This is a genomic window from Facklamia sp. P12955 (genome assembly GCF_050409565.1).
Classification (GTDB): domain Bacteria; phylum Bacillota; class Bacilli; order Lactobacillales; family Aerococcaceae; genus Facklamia.
Window position 1 is genome coordinate 1 of record NZ_JBNUPF010000017.1, and the last position, 18051, is coordinate 18051.

Annotated in this window: 17 protein-coding genes and 1 riboswitch; all 17 genes read right to left on the bottom strand. The window is 39.7% G+C overall.

Annotated features, from left to right (window positions below; genetic code table 11):
• Window positions 1–177 precede the first annotated feature (177 nt).
• Complete coding sequence (cmk, locus tag ACQV2G_RS05980; protein ID WP_428876359.1) at window positions 178–843, bottom strand: (d)CMP kinase; 666 nt, start codon at window positions 841–843, stop codon at window positions 178–180.
• Between the two features lie 61 nt (window positions 844–904).
• Window positions 905–1507 (bottom strand): LysM peptidoglycan-binding domain-containing protein, encoded by a 603-nt coding sequence (locus ACQV2G_RS05985; protein WP_428873713.1) that lies wholly within the window; start codon window positions 1505–1507, stop codon window positions 905–907.
• A gap of 148 nt (window positions 1508–1655) precedes the next feature.
• Window positions 1656–2285 (bottom strand): ECF transporter S component, encoded by a 630-nt coding sequence (locus ACQV2G_RS05990; protein ID WP_428876360.1) that lies wholly within the window; start codon window positions 2283–2285, stop codon window positions 1656–1658.
• 104 nt (window positions 2286–2389) lie between these two features.
• A riboswitch (FMN riboswitch) is annotated at window positions 2390–2511 on the bottom strand.
• 47 nt (window positions 2512–2558) lie between these two features.
• The gene (locus tag ACQV2G_RS05995) at window positions 2559–3284 is read right to left on the bottom strand and encodes a pseudouridine synthase (RefSeq protein WP_428873716.1); all 726 of its coding nucleotides are present in this window, start codon (window positions 3282–3284) and stop codon (window positions 2559–2561) included.
• 9 nt (window positions 3285–3293) lie between these two features.
• Window positions 3294–3875 (bottom strand): SMC-Scp complex subunit ScpB, encoded by a 582-nt coding sequence (scpB, locus tag ACQV2G_RS06000; protein ID WP_428876361.1) that lies wholly within the window; start codon window positions 3873–3875, stop codon window positions 3294–3296.
• Window positions 3868–4632: a segregation and condensation protein A gene (locus ACQV2G_RS06005; RefSeq protein WP_428873718.1), complete on the bottom strand. Its 765-nt coding sequence runs from the start codon at window positions 4630–4632 to the stop codon at window positions 3868–3870. Before ACQV2G_RS06005 ends, scpB begins: the two co-directional genes overlap by 8 nt.
• Entirely contained in the window at window positions 4632–5063 is a 432-nt protein-coding gene (locus tag ACQV2G_RS06010; RefSeq protein ID WP_428873719.1) for a hypothetical protein, read from the bottom strand. Before ACQV2G_RS06010 ends, ACQV2G_RS06005 begins: the two co-directional genes overlap by 1 nt.
• Before the next feature lie 85 nt (window positions 5064–5148).
• The gene (locus tag ACQV2G_RS06015) at window positions 5149–5946 is read right to left on the bottom strand and encodes a purine-nucleoside phosphorylase (protein WP_428874794.1); all 798 of its coding nucleotides are present in this window, start codon (window positions 5944–5946) and stop codon (window positions 5149–5151) included.
• 9 nt (window positions 5947–5955) lie between these two features.
• Window positions 5956–7122, bottom strand: a complete 1167-nt coding sequence (gene deoB / locus ACQV2G_RS06020) for a phosphopentomutase (RefSeq protein WP_428876362.1) — start codon at window positions 7120–7122, stop codon at window positions 5956–5958.
• A gap of 22 nt (window positions 7123–7144) precedes the next feature.
• Window positions 7145–8065 carry a site-specific tyrosine recombinase XerD gene (gene xerD, locus ACQV2G_RS06025; protein WP_428873723.1) on the bottom strand — a complete coding sequence of 307 codons (921 nt, stop codon included), beginning with the start codon at window positions 8063–8065 and terminating at the stop codon, window positions 7145–7147.
• Complete coding sequence (locus ACQV2G_RS06030) at window positions 8058–8930, bottom strand: CvfB family protein (RefSeq protein WP_428873724.1); 873 nt, start codon at window positions 8928–8930, stop codon at window positions 8058–8060. Before ACQV2G_RS06030 ends, xerD begins: the two co-directional genes overlap by 8 nt.
• A gap of 239 nt (window positions 8931–9169) precedes the next feature.
• A complete protein-coding gene (gene pyk, locus ACQV2G_RS06035; protein WP_428873725.1) occupies window positions 9170–10927 on the bottom strand; it encodes a pyruvate kinase in 1758 nt (585 codons plus the stop codon).
• Between the two features lie 18 nt (window positions 10928–10945).
• Window positions 10946–11917, bottom strand: a complete 972-nt coding sequence (locus ACQV2G_RS06040) for an ATP-dependent 6-phosphofructokinase (RefSeq protein WP_428873726.1) — start codon at window positions 11915–11917, stop codon at window positions 10946–10948.
• Between the two features lie 91 nt (window positions 11918–12008).
• A complete protein-coding gene (dnaE, locus tag ACQV2G_RS06045) occupies window positions 12009–15356 on the bottom strand; it encodes a DNA polymerase III subunit alpha (protein WP_428876363.1) in 3348 nt (1115 codons plus the stop codon).
• A gap of 29 nt (window positions 15357–15385) precedes the next feature.
• Complete coding sequence (gene queA / locus ACQV2G_RS06050; RefSeq protein ID WP_428873728.1) at window positions 15386–16423, bottom strand: tRNA preQ1(34) S-adenosylmethionine ribosyltransferase-isomerase QueA; 1038 nt, start codon at window positions 16421–16423, stop codon at window positions 15386–15388.
• 13 nt (window positions 16424–16436) lie between these two features.
• On the bottom strand, window positions 16437–17441 hold the full coding sequence (gene ruvB, locus ACQV2G_RS06055) for a Holliday junction branch migration DNA helicase RuvB (RefSeq protein ID WP_428873729.1): 1005 nt from the start codon (window positions 17439–17441) through the stop codon (window positions 16437–16439).
• A gap of 19 nt (window positions 17442–17460) precedes the next feature.
• Entirely contained in the window at window positions 17461–18048 is a 588-nt protein-coding gene (ruvA, locus tag ACQV2G_RS06060) for a Holliday junction branch migration protein RuvA (protein ID WP_428873730.1), read from the bottom strand.
• Window positions 18049–18051 lie beyond the last annotated feature (3 nt).

Below are 18051 nucleotides of genomic sequence, written 5' to 3' on the forward strand. Positions count from 1 at the left end.
CAGAAGCTCCCTATTTTTATTTGTTTTATGTCACATATGTATTATCGTCTAACAATATTGCGAATAAGGCCGATATTATCAATAATTTTATTATTGCTGACTTTTATTCATTTAAACGAGATCTGATTATCTAGTTTTATCAAAATAAAAAAAGGCTCATCAGCCTCCTTTTTAAAATTATTTTATAAAATCGATATAGTCACTTAATTTTTCAACTACTTGATCAATGGATAAGTCTGAAGTATCCATTTCAATAGCATCTTCTGCTTTTTGCAAAGGACTGTGTTGACGATTGCTATCGTAGTGGTCGCGTTTAATAATCTCAGCTTCAATCTCTTCTAGGGATTGGGTCTCCATGCCCTTAGTTAGATTTTCTTCATAGCGTCTTTGAGCTCTTACTAGACTGGAAGCTACAAGATAAAACTTAAGACTGGCATCTGGTAGAACTACCGTGCCAATATCTCGTCCGTCCATCACCACTGCTTCTTCACTAGCTATAGCTTGTTGCTGCTTGACTAAGGCTTGTCTGACCCTTAGATTAGCAGAAACCTTAGAAACATTTTGTGTCACTTCCACCGAACGAATTTCTTGACTGACATCATGCCCATTGATTAAAACTTTTTGTTGGTCACCATCCATTTCAAAAGAAATTTTGACTGCTTGTAAAATTTCTCCTAAACGATGGGGATCATTAATATTTATTTTATTTAGCAAACAAGCTAGAGTGATTGCGCGATACATAGCGCCAGTATCGATATATGTCAGTTGGTATTTTTTTGCGATAAGTTTAGCGACGGTTGACTTACCAGAAGCCGCTGGGCCATCGATTGCAATTGAAAACATTGGTTAATTCCTTTCTCATAAAAAGGCTGAGAATTAACTCAGCCTTAACTTTCTTATTCTTTTATGGAATGACGATTTGTGAGCCTGGCATCAAAGTACCGTCAATTGTAGTTCCGTTGGCAGCAGCTAAGTCATAAACATCAACACCATAAGCTTGAGAGATTGACCACCATGATTCACCCGCACTTACGGTATGGTAAGTTGACGCTGCTTGTGGTTGAGCAGAAGTCTCAACTGCTGGTTGAGTCGGTACAGGCGCTTGAGTCGTAGTTGTTGCTTCGATTTCACGCGTAACAGCTTCAGTAGTTGTTGTCTTCTCTTCTTTGGTTGTCGTTGCTTCTTCAGTTGTGCTCTTACTTAGAACAACCTGTTCAGCCGTTTTACTTTCTAAAGGCTTATCACTCTTTTGTGAGTCGATATAAGCATACAATGCAAACGGGAAAATCAAAGTGAAAATTAAGAAGAATAGCAAAGCGTTTGATAAAACGGTTGCTTCCTGCTTCGGTTGATTTCTAGCCGAGCGTGAAAATTGACGATTCTTGAAATTTTCATCCTCACCAAACTTATTGTTCCATGGGGCAGTAAATTTTTTGGTTTTTGCTTTTTCATTTAAACCTTGATCCTTATCTTCAGGTTGATCAAAGCGTTCGTTATCCTTTGCCATCAAGCTTCCTCCTACACTAATCGATATTAAGATATCTATTCATAGCAACAAACCTAAAAAGGCTAGGTTAGCATATGAGTCCAATTTCTTATATTATAGCAAACTCTAAACTTGATGCAAACACAATTGACCTAAAAAAGTAAATTACTTATTGCTGTTGTAATATTCTAGTAGCAGAACGGTAACCTTTTCCTATGTAACCATCATAGAAGTTAATGCGGCGACCCAATATGGTCTTCATTGATTTAATGACAAAAATTTGACCGACAACCATGATTAAGCCCTTGATTAAATTGAATGGCACAATGACAGATAGGATATAAGTCATATAATCATCAATGGGAAAGTTCATGACTTTGACATAAATAGGTAAAGCCAGATAGTAATTAAAGCAAGCCATGGAGAGAGTTAAACTAAAGACAAGACTAAGAGAGATTAAAGAAAATTTAATAGCTTGCCCTTTTTCTTTTAAATACTTCAAAATGAAGTGGCTTGGTAAAAACATGGCTAAGGTCGCTGTCATACTCATTAACATCCCAATCGGAATGCCAGCTTCCCCTCCCTTAAGGATATAATTAACCAAATCACGAATGAAGGCCACGGCAACTAGGCCTTGTGGTCCGTAAATTAACATACCAATTAAGGCCATAAGATCCGAAAAATCAACCTTAAGAAAAGGTGCAAATGGCAAGATTGGGAAGTCAAAAAAACGTAGAACGACTGCCCAAGCTCCTAAAATGGCTAAAAGTGTGACTTTCTGAACTTTTCGATTCTTCATAACGATTCTCCTTTTTTTTACGTCTTTAGGAGGGTCCATTGATAAAAAAACCATCCACTCAAACTGAGAGGATGGTAGCCTAAATAAGCATAAACTTATCAATATCTTATCTTCTACCATCCAGACTTTACTGTCGGTACTGGAATTACACCAGTTCAACCTAGCCACAGCTAAGTTCGCGGACTCTACCGCCGGTCGGGAATTTCACCCTGCCCCGAAGACGTTATTTAATTTAAATGAATTATAGCATTTATCTCGGATTTAAGCAAGCTCTTATTCACTATCTAAAGCCATCTTACTTAATTTATCCACTTCAAAGGCAGTTAGCTCTCGCCACATACCCGGTTTCAAATTATCTAAGCCAAGAAAAGCAAAAGATTCGCGCTTCAATTTGAAGACGGGATATCCAATGGCTTCAAACATTTTCTTAACTTGATGGTTCCAGCCTTCATGGATGGTTAATTGGACAACGGCTGTACGATTATCTTGATTGCTAGAAATGAGACGAGCTCTAGCTTTGGAGGTCTTTTGACCATCAATCATTACGCCCTTTTCTAATTGTCTTAATTCCTTAGCTGTAGGAATGCCACCCAATTTCGCAATATATGTCTTATCAATCTGATGCTTAGGATGCATCATCTGATTGGCAAAGTCACCATCATTGGTTAATAAGAGTAAGCCTGTCGTATCAAAGTCTAATCTGCCAATCGGATAGATACGTTCTTCAATACCATGGATTAAATCGGTAACCACCGGACGGCCCTTGTCATCAGCCACAGCTGAAATATAGTTTTTTGGCTTGTAAAGTAAGATATAGCGCGGTTCTTCCTTATAAATAGGCACCTCGTCTACTTCAATACGGTCATTGCTGGTGACTTTGGTTCCTAATTCACGAACCACTTGTCCATTTACTTTGACGCGACCTTCTTTAATCATGTCTTCACATTTGCGTCGACTGGCAACCCCTGCGTGAGCCATAACTTTTTGTAGTCTTTCCATAGTTCCTCCTTATTCTTCTTGATCAAATAAATTAATTTCCCATCTTTTTAATGAAAAAAGTTCTTCTGAAGCGGTTTGACTGTTGAGGGCTAAATCTTCAATAGGTGGTAGATCCTCTAAGGAAGATAGCGCAAAGTAATTGAGGAAGTAATCGGTGACTCCATAAAGTATGGGTCTACCAGGCGCTTCTAACTTACCTACCTCCTTAATGAGGTCTCGGCTGACTAATTTTTGTAGCATGGCTTGGGAAGAAACGCCCCGAATTTCATCAATGGTCATGCGTGTAATCGGTTGACGGTAAGCTACGATAGCCAAGGTCTCAATAGCCGGTCGACTTAACTTTTGTTGCAGTGGCGATTGAGCAAAATTTTCAATCAAGGGGTCTAAGTCTGCTTGGGTTACATACAAGAAGCGTTCGCCAAATTGGACCAAATCAATTGGCGATAGTGGATGGTCTTTTAAAGTTTGCTGGACTTCTTCAATCATAGGCTTAATTTCTGTTGGTGAGAGATTTAAAAGAGTGGCTAACTCATTCAAGGTCACGCCTTCTTCCCCGGCAACAAAAATAATGCCTGCTATTTTTCTAAGCATAGCCTTCCTCCCTCAAACGCAGTTCAATGCTATCTAGATAACTTTCTTGTTGAAAAACCAGAACTTGCTTACGGACCATTTCTAAAACAGCAATAAATGTGGCAATAATTTCTGGTCGAGAGCCATTCGATAAAAGAGACGAAAAAGCAATGGATTGATTAGGCTTAATGGATTGAAATTGTTGCCGAATGAATTGCATTTTGTCCGTCACTGAAACTTGATCATGATGAATTTCTTTTTCTTTAGGTTGTCTTTGTTCTTGCGCTTGCAAGACGCTCTTCAAACTGGTTTGTAATTGCTCTAGCGAAAGCTCACCTTCTTCTAAGGGAATAAAAGCTATAAAGTTTGAAAGATCTGCCGCTGGTCTTGAATAGTGCTTACTACGATCCACTTGCATATCTTCTAAGGTGTCCGCTACTAGCTGAAATTGTTGATAAATGAGCAGTTGCTGAACCAGACCACTCCGCGGATCTTGGTCTTCTAAATCACCATCCAATTCATCCGGTTCAATGGGAATTAAGAGACGACTCTTGATCTCTAATAGAGTGGCCGCCATCACTAAATATTCTCCGACCTTATCGAGGTCTAATTCCTGCATCTGGTCAATATAAGCCAAATATTGGTCAGTAATTTCCGTCATGGGTATATCGTTAATATCGACTTCTAACTCTTTAATTAGGTGTAAAAGCAAATCAAACGGCCCTTGAAAGGCCGTTAATTTAAGGGTTAAGTCTTGATTGGTTCGATCCTCTTGCATTAGTTGGCTTCCCCTTCACTATTTGCTTTTATCTGCTGACGATATTTCTCAGCAAACTGGGCAATCATATCTTGGGTTTCTGATTGAATGGAACCTGAGATTTGAATTTGTGGAAACATATCTTTAAGTTCTTTGAACAATTGATAATCCACGGACTCTCCTTCAAAGGAAGGAATAACCGATATAAGGTGAACGATTATTGTCGAAAGATTTTCTTGGGGATCCGTTTCAACTTTACGCTGCTCAATACCGATTAAACCAACGAAGTTGCTTGTTTCAGGATCTTTATATAAGTAAAGGTCGAAACCTTCTTGGTCGCGATATTTAGTTAAAATTTCGCCTGCTTGAGCCATTTGATCTTCACCTTCGCAAGTTAAACTTAAGAGTCCTAAGACAACTTTTTCATTCTTATGCGTTGAATGAACTAGCATTTTTGCGACCTCCTATCTCTAATTAGATTTCCTTGAGATATTACCATGCAAAGACTGAAATTTCAACTTAAAGCTTTACAAAGTCCTATATTTGTTCAATCACTTGATAAATTAATTGCTTAAATCGTGGTTTCACTTCTCTAGAAACAGCCATCACTTCTTGGTGGTTAAGTGTCTCCTGCATACCGGCTGCATAGTTGGTAATACAAGACACTCCCAAGACTTCCAGCCCAGCATGTCTTGCTACAATAGCTTCGGGAACAGTAGACATTCCCACTGCATCGCCCCCCATCAAACGAATGGCTCTAATTTCAGCTGGGGTCTCATAAGAAGGACCGGTCATCCATGCATAAACTCCCTCTTGTAAACTAAAACCTAAACTTTTAGCTGTTTGATGTAGCAATTGAATGCCTCTTTTACTATAAGTTTGACTCATATCAACAAAGCGCGGACCTTGTGGATTGTTTTTACCAATCAAAGGATTTTCGCCTGTAAAATTAAGTTGATCCTTGATGACCATTAGATCGCCAGGTTTAAAACTATTATTAACCCCACCGGCTGCATTTGTAAGAATCAAACTTTCGACCCCTAATTCTTTAAAAATCCGAATCGGAAAGGTGATTGTTTCAAGGTCATAGCCTTCGTAATAGTGAAAACGTCCTTGTAATGCTATTACTTTTTGTCCAGCTAGGCTGCCATAGACCAATTGACCAGCATGACCTTCAACAGTTGATACTGGAAAACTTGGGATAGCTTCATAAGGGATTTTAACCGGATTTTTAATTTCATCTGCCAAATCTCCTAAACCAGAGCCTAGAATTAAACCAATTCGAGGGGCTACCATACCGTGGTCTTTTAAATATTCTAAGGTTTTTTGATACATAATCTTCTCCTATTTTAATTGTGCTAAAAACGACTGTCCTTGATCTGTCTGTTTAACACCAAAGTTATCAGAAATAGTGGCCGCGATATCAGCAAAGTGCTGCGCTTGTAGTTCACTTGCCGCTTTAAACTTTTTAGAATAGGCCAATAAAGGCACATATTCACGGGTATGATCGGTTCCCTTATAAGTCGGATCATTACCATGGTCGGCTGTGATTAATAACAAGTCCTCTTCATTCATGGCTTGAATTAGTTCAGGAATGCGGGCGTCGAAGTCTTCTAAGGCTTGACCATAGCCTTGAGGGTCACGACGGTGACCATATTTGGCATCGAAGTCCACTAAGTTGGTGAAGGATAGACCTTCAAAATCTTGCCCCATGACCTTGAGTAATTGATCGACACCGTCCATATTGGACTTAGTGCGAATCGCTTGAGTAATACCCGCTCCATTAAAGATGTCATTAATTTTGCCCACTGCAATGACCGATTTGCCGTCATCTTTTAAGAAATCAAGGGTCGTTTTGCCAAAGGGATCCAAGGCATAGTCATGACGATTGCTGGTTCTTTCGAAATTACCTATTTGACCGACATAAGGTCGGGCAATAATCCGACCAATCATGTAAGGATCTTCCAAAGTAATCTCACGGGCATATTCACAGACCTTGTAAAGTTCTTCTAAAGGAATGACTTCTTCGTGGGCAGCAATCTGTAAAACAGAATCGGCTGATGTATATACAATTAATGCCCCCGTTTCTAATTGCTCGGGTCCTAATTCTTTAATAATTTCGGTTCCAGAAGCCACCTTATTCCCAATTACCTTACGCTTAGCAAATTTTTCTAATTTTTCAATCAACTCTTGTGGGAAACCAGCTGGAAAAACTCTAAAGGGCTGGTCGATATAAAGACCCATCATTTCCCAGTGGCCAGTCATGGTGTCTTTACCAGCTGAACGTTCTTGTAATTTAGTCCAGTAGGCGGAAGTTTGATCGACGGCTTCTACCCCTTTGATGGTGTCAATTTTACCCAGACCCATTTGAGCCATATTTTTTAAGTTTAAATCAAAGTTTTCGGCAATGTGGCCTAAGGTGTGAACGTTAGAGTCTCCAAATTCTTCTGCATCGGGTGCTTGTCCAATTCCGACAGAGTCCATAACGATTAAGTGTATTCTTTTAAACATTTTATTTCCTCCTTTAATCGCATCAAGCGCGTGGAAAGTTCTTACGGTAAACTTCCTGTAAGCGGTGATGTGAAATATGTGTATATATTTGAGTGGTCGATATGTCTGCATGACCCAACAGTTCTTGAACCATGCGTAAATCGGCACCATTTTCTAACAAATGAGTGGCAAAAGAGTGCCTCAACATGTGTGGTGAAACTCTTTGATTGACTCCTGCTTGTTGAACATACTTATTAAGATTTTTCCAGATGCCTTGGCGGGTGAAGGCCTTTCCTCTTTCTGTTAAGAAGAGAATCTGGCCTGCTTGAGCAGTCTTTTTACTAGCAAAAACACCTCGGGCATCTTGTAAGTATTGATCAACCCAATAGATGGCTTCATCCCCTAAGGGAATGATTCTTTCCTTATTGCCCTTACCTAAAGTTTGAACAAAACCCAAGTCTAAGTGTAAGTCAGCTAACTGAAGCTGAGTTAATTCACTCACACGTAGGCCACAAGCATAAAGGACTTCTAAGATGGCTCGGTCTCTTAAACCGGTTAAAGTGGCTATATTCGGTGCTTGAATAATGGCTTCCACTTCTTCCATTGATAGAACTTTAGGTAGGCTTTTGGCTTGCTTGGGTCCTTGAACTAATTGCAAGGGGTTTTGCTGGATAACCCCTTCTTTTAACAAATAATGAAAAAACTGTTTCATAGCTGATAAAAGCCGTGAAGTAGAAGATGTGGCATAATTTTGCTGGTGTAAATGGGCTAAAAACCCTTGCATGTAGCTATAATCGATTTGGTCTAAGCTTTGTGTAGCATGGTCTTGATGGTAGTTTATAAATTTTTTTAAATCTCTTACATAGGCTTGGATTGTATTTTTTGATTTGACTTGATCAATTTGTAAATAGCGCTTAAAATCCGCTAAATAATTTTGTAACTGTTGATTGACCGCCTTATTCATTTTCTGACGTCACCAAGTAAATCCCCTGATTAGCCTCTTGACGAATTTGCTTATTCTTCATTAAGGAACCGACCGCGCGCTTAAATTGTCCCTTAGAAATACCAAATTCTCGCTTAATAGCTTCAGGATCAGACTTGTCGTGATAAGGTAAGAAATGATTGGGCGTCTTTTCTAATAGACGTATTAACATAGTCGCATCATCGCTAATGGCTTCATGGGCTCTTGGTTTTAAGGACAAGTTTAAAGACCCATCACTTTGTACCTTGACTACCCGTCCCTTGATTTTTTGACCCAAACGCGGGGGTAACATCCATTCGCTCTCATGTATAAAGCTGCGGAAGTTCTCTTTAGAAATTGCCAAAGCTCCTACTAATTTCAATTGAAAAATGGTTACTTCTAAATCTTGATTCATCAAACGGTCAGCTGCCTTGATAAATAATTCTTCCATCTGGTCAAAACTTGCTAATTCGCCCCAAAAACGGTTCTTATTATCCACAGTCATTGTCAAGTAGAGCTGGTCCCCTTTTTGAGGCCATTGACTTTTATCATCTGGTAAATTATCCAAAGAAACTACTAGGTCCTTTTGATAAAGACCAATATCCACAAACACACCCAAGTCTTTACGCACTTGAGTTACTGTGCCCCAATCATAGTGACCACTAGCTGCCTTAGGGATGTCTAATTGAATACGGGCCTCACGATTCATATCCTCATAAATAAGCCCTTTAATTTGGTCGCCTAAGTGATAACTTTGACCTTGGATTTGATCCTTGTCTAAGCGAAAGGTTGTCCCTTCCACTTGCGCAAAATAACTGTTTTCATTCTCGTCACTTATCTTACATTCGGTAATTCTTCCTAATTTCATCTTTCATTCTCCTATCTGATCAAACTCTCTTCAAGCTGATTGAGCTATCCTAAAGTAAAGACCGACTCTATCCTAAGCAAAAGACAATTAATTCTAGTCGCTTAGTCTTCTATTAACAATTTTAACACATTCTGTAAGCAAAGAGAAAAGATGGCAAGCAAAAAGACATTTCTTCAGCCCATCAATAAATAAGCCAAGAAATGTCTTAAAATAAGTGTCTTAGATAGAACTCTGCTATACTAGATGGATACCGTTGCTCCGCGATAGATAATTCCACGACGAGCATCCACAGTAATCAGTTCATTTTGTTTAATAGCTTCCATAGCACCTTCTACTGCTACTACTACCGGTATGCCTCTTTCTAAGCCAAGAATAGCGGCATGGGAAGTAATACCTCCGCTTTCACAGATAATAGCGCCCACCCTTTCTAAGGCTGGAGTGTAATCACGGTCGGTCTGGCTAGTGACTAATACAGTATCTTCTTTGACATAAGCATTAGCCTCTTCAGCGGTATGAGCAATCACTGCCTTACCAATGAAGTTACCACTGCCAACACCTTGTCCTTCAGCTAACTTGGTTCCAATTAATTGAATCTTCATAATGTTGGTCGTGCCTTTTTCACCAACTGGAACGCCCGCAGTAATGATAATCAAGTCGCCTTCTTTAGCAAAACCTTGCCTTACTGCCATGGCTGAAGCAGAATCTAACATCTCATCGGTTGAATCAGGCTTACCAATAACGAAAGGTTGAACCCCCCACACCAGTGTGAGTGAACGTTGTGCTTCTTCCTCAAAGGTAGCTGCTAAGATATTAGAAGACGGCCGGTATTTAGCAATCATGCGTGCCGTATAGCCAGAAGAGGTTGCTGCCACGATGGTTTGAATCCCCAGATTACGAGCAGTATGTCCCACCGCTTGACCAATAGCTTCAGTCAAGTCTGACTGATTGAATTTCTTCAAGGTAAAGGCATCCTGACCTAATAATTGTGATTCAGTCCGTTCACATATCTTAGCCATCATTTTCACAGCTTCTAAAGGATAATCCCCTGCCGCTGTTTCTCCAGAAAGCATGACAGCATCCGTTCCGTCAAAAATAGCATTGGCCACGTCTCCTGCTTCGGCTCGTGTAGGTCTAGGGTTTCTTTGCATAGAATCTAACATTTGTGTAGCTGTCACGACTGGAATACCTGCTCGATTACATTTCTTAATAATCATTTTTTGAATAAGGGGCACGTCTTCTGTTGGCACTTCGACCCCTAAATCTCCGCGGGCAACCATAATCCCATCCGATACTTCTATAATTTCATCAATATTATCGACACCCTGCCGGTTTTCAATTTTAGAGATAATCTTAATATTGGTCTTGTTTTCTTCTTCTAGAATAGCACGTATTTCCATCACATCATTTTGACGGCGCACAAAGGAGGCCGCTATAAAGTCAACATCTTGACGCGCGCCAAAACGAATATCTTGCTTGTCTTTTTCAGTGATACCCGCAATATTTAAAGAAATACCTGGTACATTAATACCCTTTTGTGATTTTAAGACACCTGAATTGACTACCACACAAGCAATTTCCTTGGCTTGATCATCAATGGCTTCGACTTCCAATTCAATTAAACCGTCATCGATTAGAATAAGCGAACCGATAGTCACATCATCAATTAAGCCTTCATAGGTGATAGAAAACTTATCAGCACTACCTAAAACCTCAGTCATCGCTATCCGGATTTTATGACCTTTTTCTAATAGAATGCCATTATTTTCCATCTTATGCGTTCTTATTTCAGGTCCCTTGGTATCTAATAAGATACCAGCTATAACACCGGCTTCTTGACGGGCCTCTTTAAATAAGTTGATATGGTTTAATTGCGATGCTTGATCACCGTGAGAAAAATTAAAACGGGCTACATTCATTCCTGCGTGAAGCAGATCGACCATTACTTTCTTTGATTGGGTTGCCGGCCCCATTGTGCCAACGATCTTTGTTTTCTTCATATTAACTCCTTTTCATGCTCAATAGCGATCCGTTAAGCTACGATTAATTTCGTACAAATCATCTCTTACTTTGTGCTTGGATTTGGTTAAGGTTTCAACGATGTCACAAACGGATAATTCTTCATTGGTAATGCCGACGAAAATACCCGATTGTCCGTGAAGAATTAAATCCACTGCCTTAGCACCCATTAATGTAGCAAAAACACGATCACGACCTGTTGGATTACCCCCTCTTTGAATGTGGGAGAGGTTAACCCCACGAACACTTTGATCAGGGGCTTCTTTTTTGTATTCTTTGATAAATTCTTCCACGCCCATGACACCTTCGGCTAATACGATTAAAGCATGGTCTTTTCCATGACTAAGAGCCGTATTGACTCTGCGAGCAATGTCACCGATAAAGAAATCTTCTTCAGGAATAACAATGGCATCGGCTCCCACAGCCACTCCGGCCCATATAGCAATATCCCCCGCGTTACGTCCCATCACTTCGACTACAAAGGTACGGTTATGTGAGGCCGCTGTGTCAGAAATTTTATCGATGGCTTCAATCGCTGCCGACATGGCAGAGTCAAACCCTATCGTATATTCGGTCCCTGGAATATCATTATCAATGGTTCCTGGAATACCAATAGCTGGAAAACCTAATTTAGTAAGAGCTAGAGCTCCTTGGAAGGAGCCATCTCCTCCAATAACAATTAAGCCTTCAATTCCTAGGGATTCCATTTGTTGAATGGCTTTTTTTTGTACTTCTAACTGTTTAAATTCAGGGTACCTGGCTGAATAAAGGATGGTTCCTCCTCTACGAATGGCATGAGTGAGGTCGTTGATCCCTATTTTCCTATATTCACCTTCCACTAAACCTTTAAAACCGTGTTGAACACCTACTACCTCAATTTGATGATGGAGGCCCTGTTCAACAACAGCTCGAATAGCGGCGTTCATTCCGGGAGCGTCACCTCCACTTGTTAGCACTGCTAAACGTCTCATAAGTCACCTCTTCTTATTCATTAACTCTCTTAATAATATTTTAACATGAATTAAAAAGCCTGTCCGTTGATATGATTATCAGTCAGATTCATTATTTAAAATAGACATTATTTTCTCCAAAAAGAGCTTTTAACTCATCCACCACCCGATCTGCCATAGAAATATTATATAGAGCCTCTAATTTCCAAGCATTGCGGTTGGCATCGACCATGATTATTTCTAAAGGACCTGGGTTTTCTACCGCTAAAGCTTTTAATTTTTCCACTAATTGCTGACTAGAAGCCCCGGCTAGTAATTTAATAAATACTTGACGAATCGGTGATGAATGGGATTGCTTTTCATCTTCTGGTAAGGGCAGTAATTTATCCAAAACAATTTGTGGCTGACCTTGTCGATCTATGCTTAGTTGGCCTTGCAAAGCCACCACTTGACCCTCTTTGAGCTGGTGGCCAAATCGTTGATAACTTTCAGGAAAACTAACCAGAGAAATATTTTGACTGCCATCATTGAGACGGTAAAAAGCCATCTGGTCTTTTTTCTTAGTTTCAATGACTTTCATGTGCTCGATATAGGCTAGAACTTTTACTTTTTTACCTTTAGGCATTTTTAAGGATTTTAAAGCTCCAATAGATAGAAAGCTTTGATCTCCTTCAATCAGTTTTAAAAACTCATCAATAGGATGGCCAGCTAATTGCAAGCCTAGTACTTCACGTTGACGCTTGAGTAAATGGGCTTTAGGCCACTCTCTGACCAAATTAATTTTAGGTTCAATCTCTTTTAATAAGTTAATATGATTGCCTGAAATCTTGCGAAATTGAATAAAATGTTCTAAGTTCTCGGTCAAGGTCGCTCGTGTGTAGCCAAAGGTGTCGAGTGCACCGGCATCTATTAGCGCTTGAATTAAATTGGTCTTTAGAAATTTAAGGGGCATCCGTGATAGAAAGTTTTGGAAATCGGTAAAAGGCCCAGCTAAATTGCGCTCATCTAAAATGACTTGACAAAAATCATGTCTGAGTCCATTGATAGCCATTAAACCAATTCGAATAGCCCCTTTTTCAATTTTAAAATTAGTATGTGAGCGATTGATATCCACCATTAAAAAGGGTCCTACCGTACGTTTGGCATCTAATAGGTATTCATCCAAACTTTGATGAATTGATCGCCCATGGTTTAAGAGGGCTGTAAAGAACTCTAATGGATAGTGAACCTTTAAATAAGCTAGTTGGTAGGCCAAAGTCGAATAAACAGCAGCGTGCGCCCGATTAAAACCATAATTGGCAAATTGATAAATATAATGGAAAACTTGCTGACTGGTTTGACTATCCAGTCCACGCTCTTGACAACCCTTTAGAAAAGCAACTTGTTGGTCTTTCATTAGGTCCATCTCTTTTTTACCCATGGCTCTTCTCAAGAGGTCGGCTTGCCCTAAACTAAAACCAGCCAACTTTTGGCAGATTTGCATAACTTGCTCTTGATAAACGATAATTCCGTAGGTTTTTTGTAAAATTCCTTCTAAAAGTGGATGGATATAATCAATTTTTTCCTTACCATGCTTGCGGTTGATAAAATGAGAAATTTGTTGCATAGGCCCCGGTCGGTATAAAGCATTGACTGCGATAATATCTTCAAAACTTTCCGGTTTTAATCTTCTTAAAACTTGGCGAATTCCTTCAGATTCAAACTGGAAGACTCCTTGGGTGTTAGCTTCTTGGAAAAGTCTTAAAGTGGCTGAATCCTCACGATCAATGGCATCGATGTCAATGGCTAAGCCTTGATTTTGCTTAATTAAATTCAAAATAGTATCTAGGATTTGTAAGTTTTTCAAGCCCAGAAAGTCCATTTTTAACAAACCTACTCGTTCGACATCTTCCATATCAAATTGCGTAAGCTGTATTTGGCCTTCTCTTGTTGTAACGGGCACCCAGCGACTCAAATCTTGATCGGCAATCACAACTCCTGAAGCATGGGTAGAAGTATGTCGTGGCAAGCCCTCAATGGTGAGAGCAGTTTTAAAAATTTGTTCATTTAAAGAATCTTCAGCAATTAACTGTCTTAAAGCGCTAGACTTTTGATAAGCATCCTGCAAGCGGATGGACACTTCAGTTGGTATGGTCTTGGACCAGCGATCTTGCACCATTTTAGGATAGGACAAGACTCTGAGGGTGTCGCGTAGTGATTGCTTGGCCCCAAAACTACCGAAAGTCACCAATTGAGCTACCTGCTGGCTGCCATATTTTTGGGCGACATAACGAAGCACTTGGTCTCTTTTATCATCTGGAATATCGATATCAATATCGGGCATATTGTAGCGTTCAGGATTTAAGAAGCGTTCAAAGAGTAAATCATATTCTATCGGGTCTATCTTAGTAATTCCTAATAGATAGGCTACTAAAGAGCCAGCAGCAGACCCTCGCCCAGGACCCGTTCGGATATTATATTCATAACAAAAGGCCATAATTTCCCAAACAATTAAGAAATAATCATTGAAACCCATTTGATCGATGGTAGTTAATTCATGGTCTAAGCGTTCTTGATAAATGGGCACTTGATCAACTTTTAACTCTGCTAGCTTGTTTTGACATAGGTGTTTTAAATAGTCTTTAGCAGCTATATTATTTGGTGTTTTAAATTTAGGTAGGAGCGACTGATTAATGGGCAGCTGCACTTGCATACGTTCTTCCAAAGCATGACTATTGGTAACTACCTGCTCCAGTCCCTTTTGTAAATACAAGTCTTCTAATTCATTACGGCCGTATAAATAATGAGACGTCCGATAGGTCATAATTGAAGGATCCAAGCTTTCACCGCGATCAATCGCTTGTAAAATCCTTATAGCAAAACCTTCTTCACTGGTGAGACTTTCGACTGCTTGGTTACAAACCATCTTTAATTGGTGGTTACGAGCAAATTGAGATAGCCATGAAACTTCTAATTCATTGAAGGGATAAATCGAAAGTCCTAGATAAAAATTGTCTTGCGGAAAAATATGAAGCCAAGACTGAAGAATCGCTTGTCCTGCTTCAAAATTCTCATGTAGAAGGGCTTGTTCTAATTCTCCCTTCTTGCCGGCAGTAATGATAACCAATGATTGGCTAGCTTCTTTCATCAGATGATCGATTTGCTGATAATCTGGATGGCTTTGGTTGATTAATTTAGAAAGTTGAATCAAAGCTAAATAGCCCTGGTAATTCAGGGCATAAAGAATTATAGGATAGCTTTGACTTTGGTCCAGGCGTCCCGGCAAGTTCAAGCTAAGCCCTATCATGGCATGAAGGTCTGCTTTTTGGCAGGCTAGGTAAAACTTAAGACTAGCATGTAAGACTCCTTGATCGGCTAAGCCAAGATGCGTGTAGCCTAGGGACTTAGCTTTAGCTACATATTGATTTAAATCAAGGGTGGATTGCAATAAAGAATAAGAGCTACGAACATTGAATAGCATTTGCTTTTCTCACCTTCCACTGTGTTTATTTAGAGAATGAACATCGCATCTCCAAAACTAAAGAAACGATATTTATGATCCACTGCGTGTTGATAGGCTTGTAAAATTTTATCGCGATCATAAAAGGCTGAAACCAACATAACTAAGGTTGATTGTGGTAAGTGGAAATTAGTAATTAAATGGTCAACTGCTTGAAATTTAAAACCTGGCGTGATAAAAATATCCGTCCAACCAGAAGCTGGCACAATTTGCCCTTGATGGTCACGTGCAATTGTTTCCAAGGTGCGCACAGAGGTTGTACCGACTGCTGTGATCTTGCCACCTCTTTTACGAATGTTTTGAATTTTTTCAGCCGATTCTGGGCTGATTTGATAATATTCAGCGTGCATTTGGTGTTGGTCAATCTTTTCTACAAAAACAGGTCGGAAGGTTCCCAAGCCAACATGCAGCACAATCGGAATAATCTCAATGCCTTTATTTATTGCCTCTTGCATTAGTTCTTGAGTAAAGTGCAAGCCAGCTGTTGGAGCAGCGGCCGAACCATTTTGCTTGGCATAGACCGTTTGATAGCGATCTGGATCATCCAATTTTTCCTTTATATAAGGTGGTAAAGGCATTTGACCTAGGGATTCTAACACTTCTAGGAAAACACCTTGATAAGAAAACTCAATAACTCTTCCTCCGTCTTCCTTATGTTCGATAATTGTTCCCACTAATTGGGCTTGGTCGCCAAAATGTAAGACGGTCCCTAAACGAGCTCTTTTACCTGGTTTAACTAGACATTCCCATTGGTCACCTTGGGTGTTTTTTAATAAAAGGACCTCAATATGTCCCCCGGTATCCGGTTTAACACCAAATAAACGCGCGGGAATAACTCTGGTTTCATTAATTACTAAGCCATCCCCAGGCTTTAAATAATCAAGCATATGTTTAAAGTCTGTATCGATTGTTTGCTGACTTTGACGGTCTAAGACCAACATACGCGATGATGAGCGGTCCTTTAAGGGAGTTTGAGCAATCAATTCTTCTGGCAAATGATAATCAAAATCTTTAGTTGTATAAGTCATCGTTTTCTTCTTTCTATTTTTCTTTCAGGGGATAATTTAAATGGCGATATGTTAATTCGGTAACCATCCGTCCTCGAGGCGTACGTTTAATAAAGCCTTGTTGGACAAGATAAGGTTCATACATATCTTCCAGGGTCACGATATCTTCTCCAATGTTGGCAGCAAGGGTGGCAATTCCAACCGGTCCTCCACCATAAAATTCAATCATCGTCTTTAAAAGTTTACGATCAAGCGGGTCTAAGCCTAAAGCATCAATTTGTAAGACTTTTAAAGCTTCTTTGGTATCTTTGATATGAATATTGCCATCGCCATGAACTTGTGCAAAATCACGCACCCGTCTTAACATACGGTTAACTATTCTTGGCGTGCCACGACTTCTTACGGCCAATTCTTTACTGGCTTGATCATCGATGTCGATTTGAAAGACTCTGGCAGACCGTTTAACGATTTTTTCTAAATCTTTGACCTCATAGTACTGCATGTGGGCCATAATGCCAAAGCGATCACGCAGGGGTTGAGTAAGCATCCCCGCCCGTGTGGTTGCTCCTATTAAAGTAAAGGGTGGCAATTCAAAATGAATGGGCTGGGAACTAGCTCCTTGTCCAATAACAATATCGACATAATAATCTTCCATGGCTGAGTAAAGTACTTCTTCAACAATGCGAGGTAAGCGGTGAATTTCATCAATAAAAAGAATATCGCCAGCATCCAGTTCATTAAGAATGGCTAATAAATCACCCGGTCGCTCAATAGCTGGGCCTGAAGTTGTTTGAATTTTAACGTCTAACTCATTGGCAATCACCATGGCAAGAGTGGTTTTACCTAAGCCAGGAGGCCCATAGAGCAAGACATGATCGAGCGCTTCTGATCGCTTCAAGGCTGCTTGAATATAGACATTCAATTCGTTTTTAACCTTCGATTGACCGATATAATCTTTTAATAATTGGGGTCTCAAAGTGGTAAGCTGTTGATCATCTTCACTCAAGCTTTCACTTGATACAAATCTTTCTTGATCCATATTGATTCCTTTCTCTTGCTTATTTTATTAAGAGCTTAAAGGCTAAACTCAAACCTTCTTGGGTTGATTGGATGGCTTCTTTTTCTATTTTTGGCATGATGCGCTCAATCTCACGCTTAGAATAGCCTAAACCATCTAAGGCTTGTTTTACTTCTTCTAAATAACTATTTTTAGCTGTTGGTAAGTCTTCACTTTCTTTCATTTGACTCAAATCAAGCTTACCTTGTAAGTCTAAAATCATTTGCTGGGCTGTTTTTTTACCCACCCCTGGGAACTTCATTAAATACTTGGCATCAGCCGATTCAATAGCTTGCACCAAGCCCACTTGATCATCTAACGCTAGAATGGATAGAGCCGACTTGGGGCCAATACCGGAAACCTTATTCAATTGTAAAAAGAGGTTCTTTTCAGCCTCGTCCATAAAACCATATAGGAGCATTGCATCTTCTCTGACTACTAATTCGATAAAGAGTGTGATGCTTTCTTGCATCTTTTCTTGCCAACGGAAAGGATTAGCACACCAGATTTGGTAACCTATACCATTAGCTTCTAGAACTAAGTAAGTGGGTTGAATCTGCTTAACTTGTCCTTGAATGTATTGATACATTAA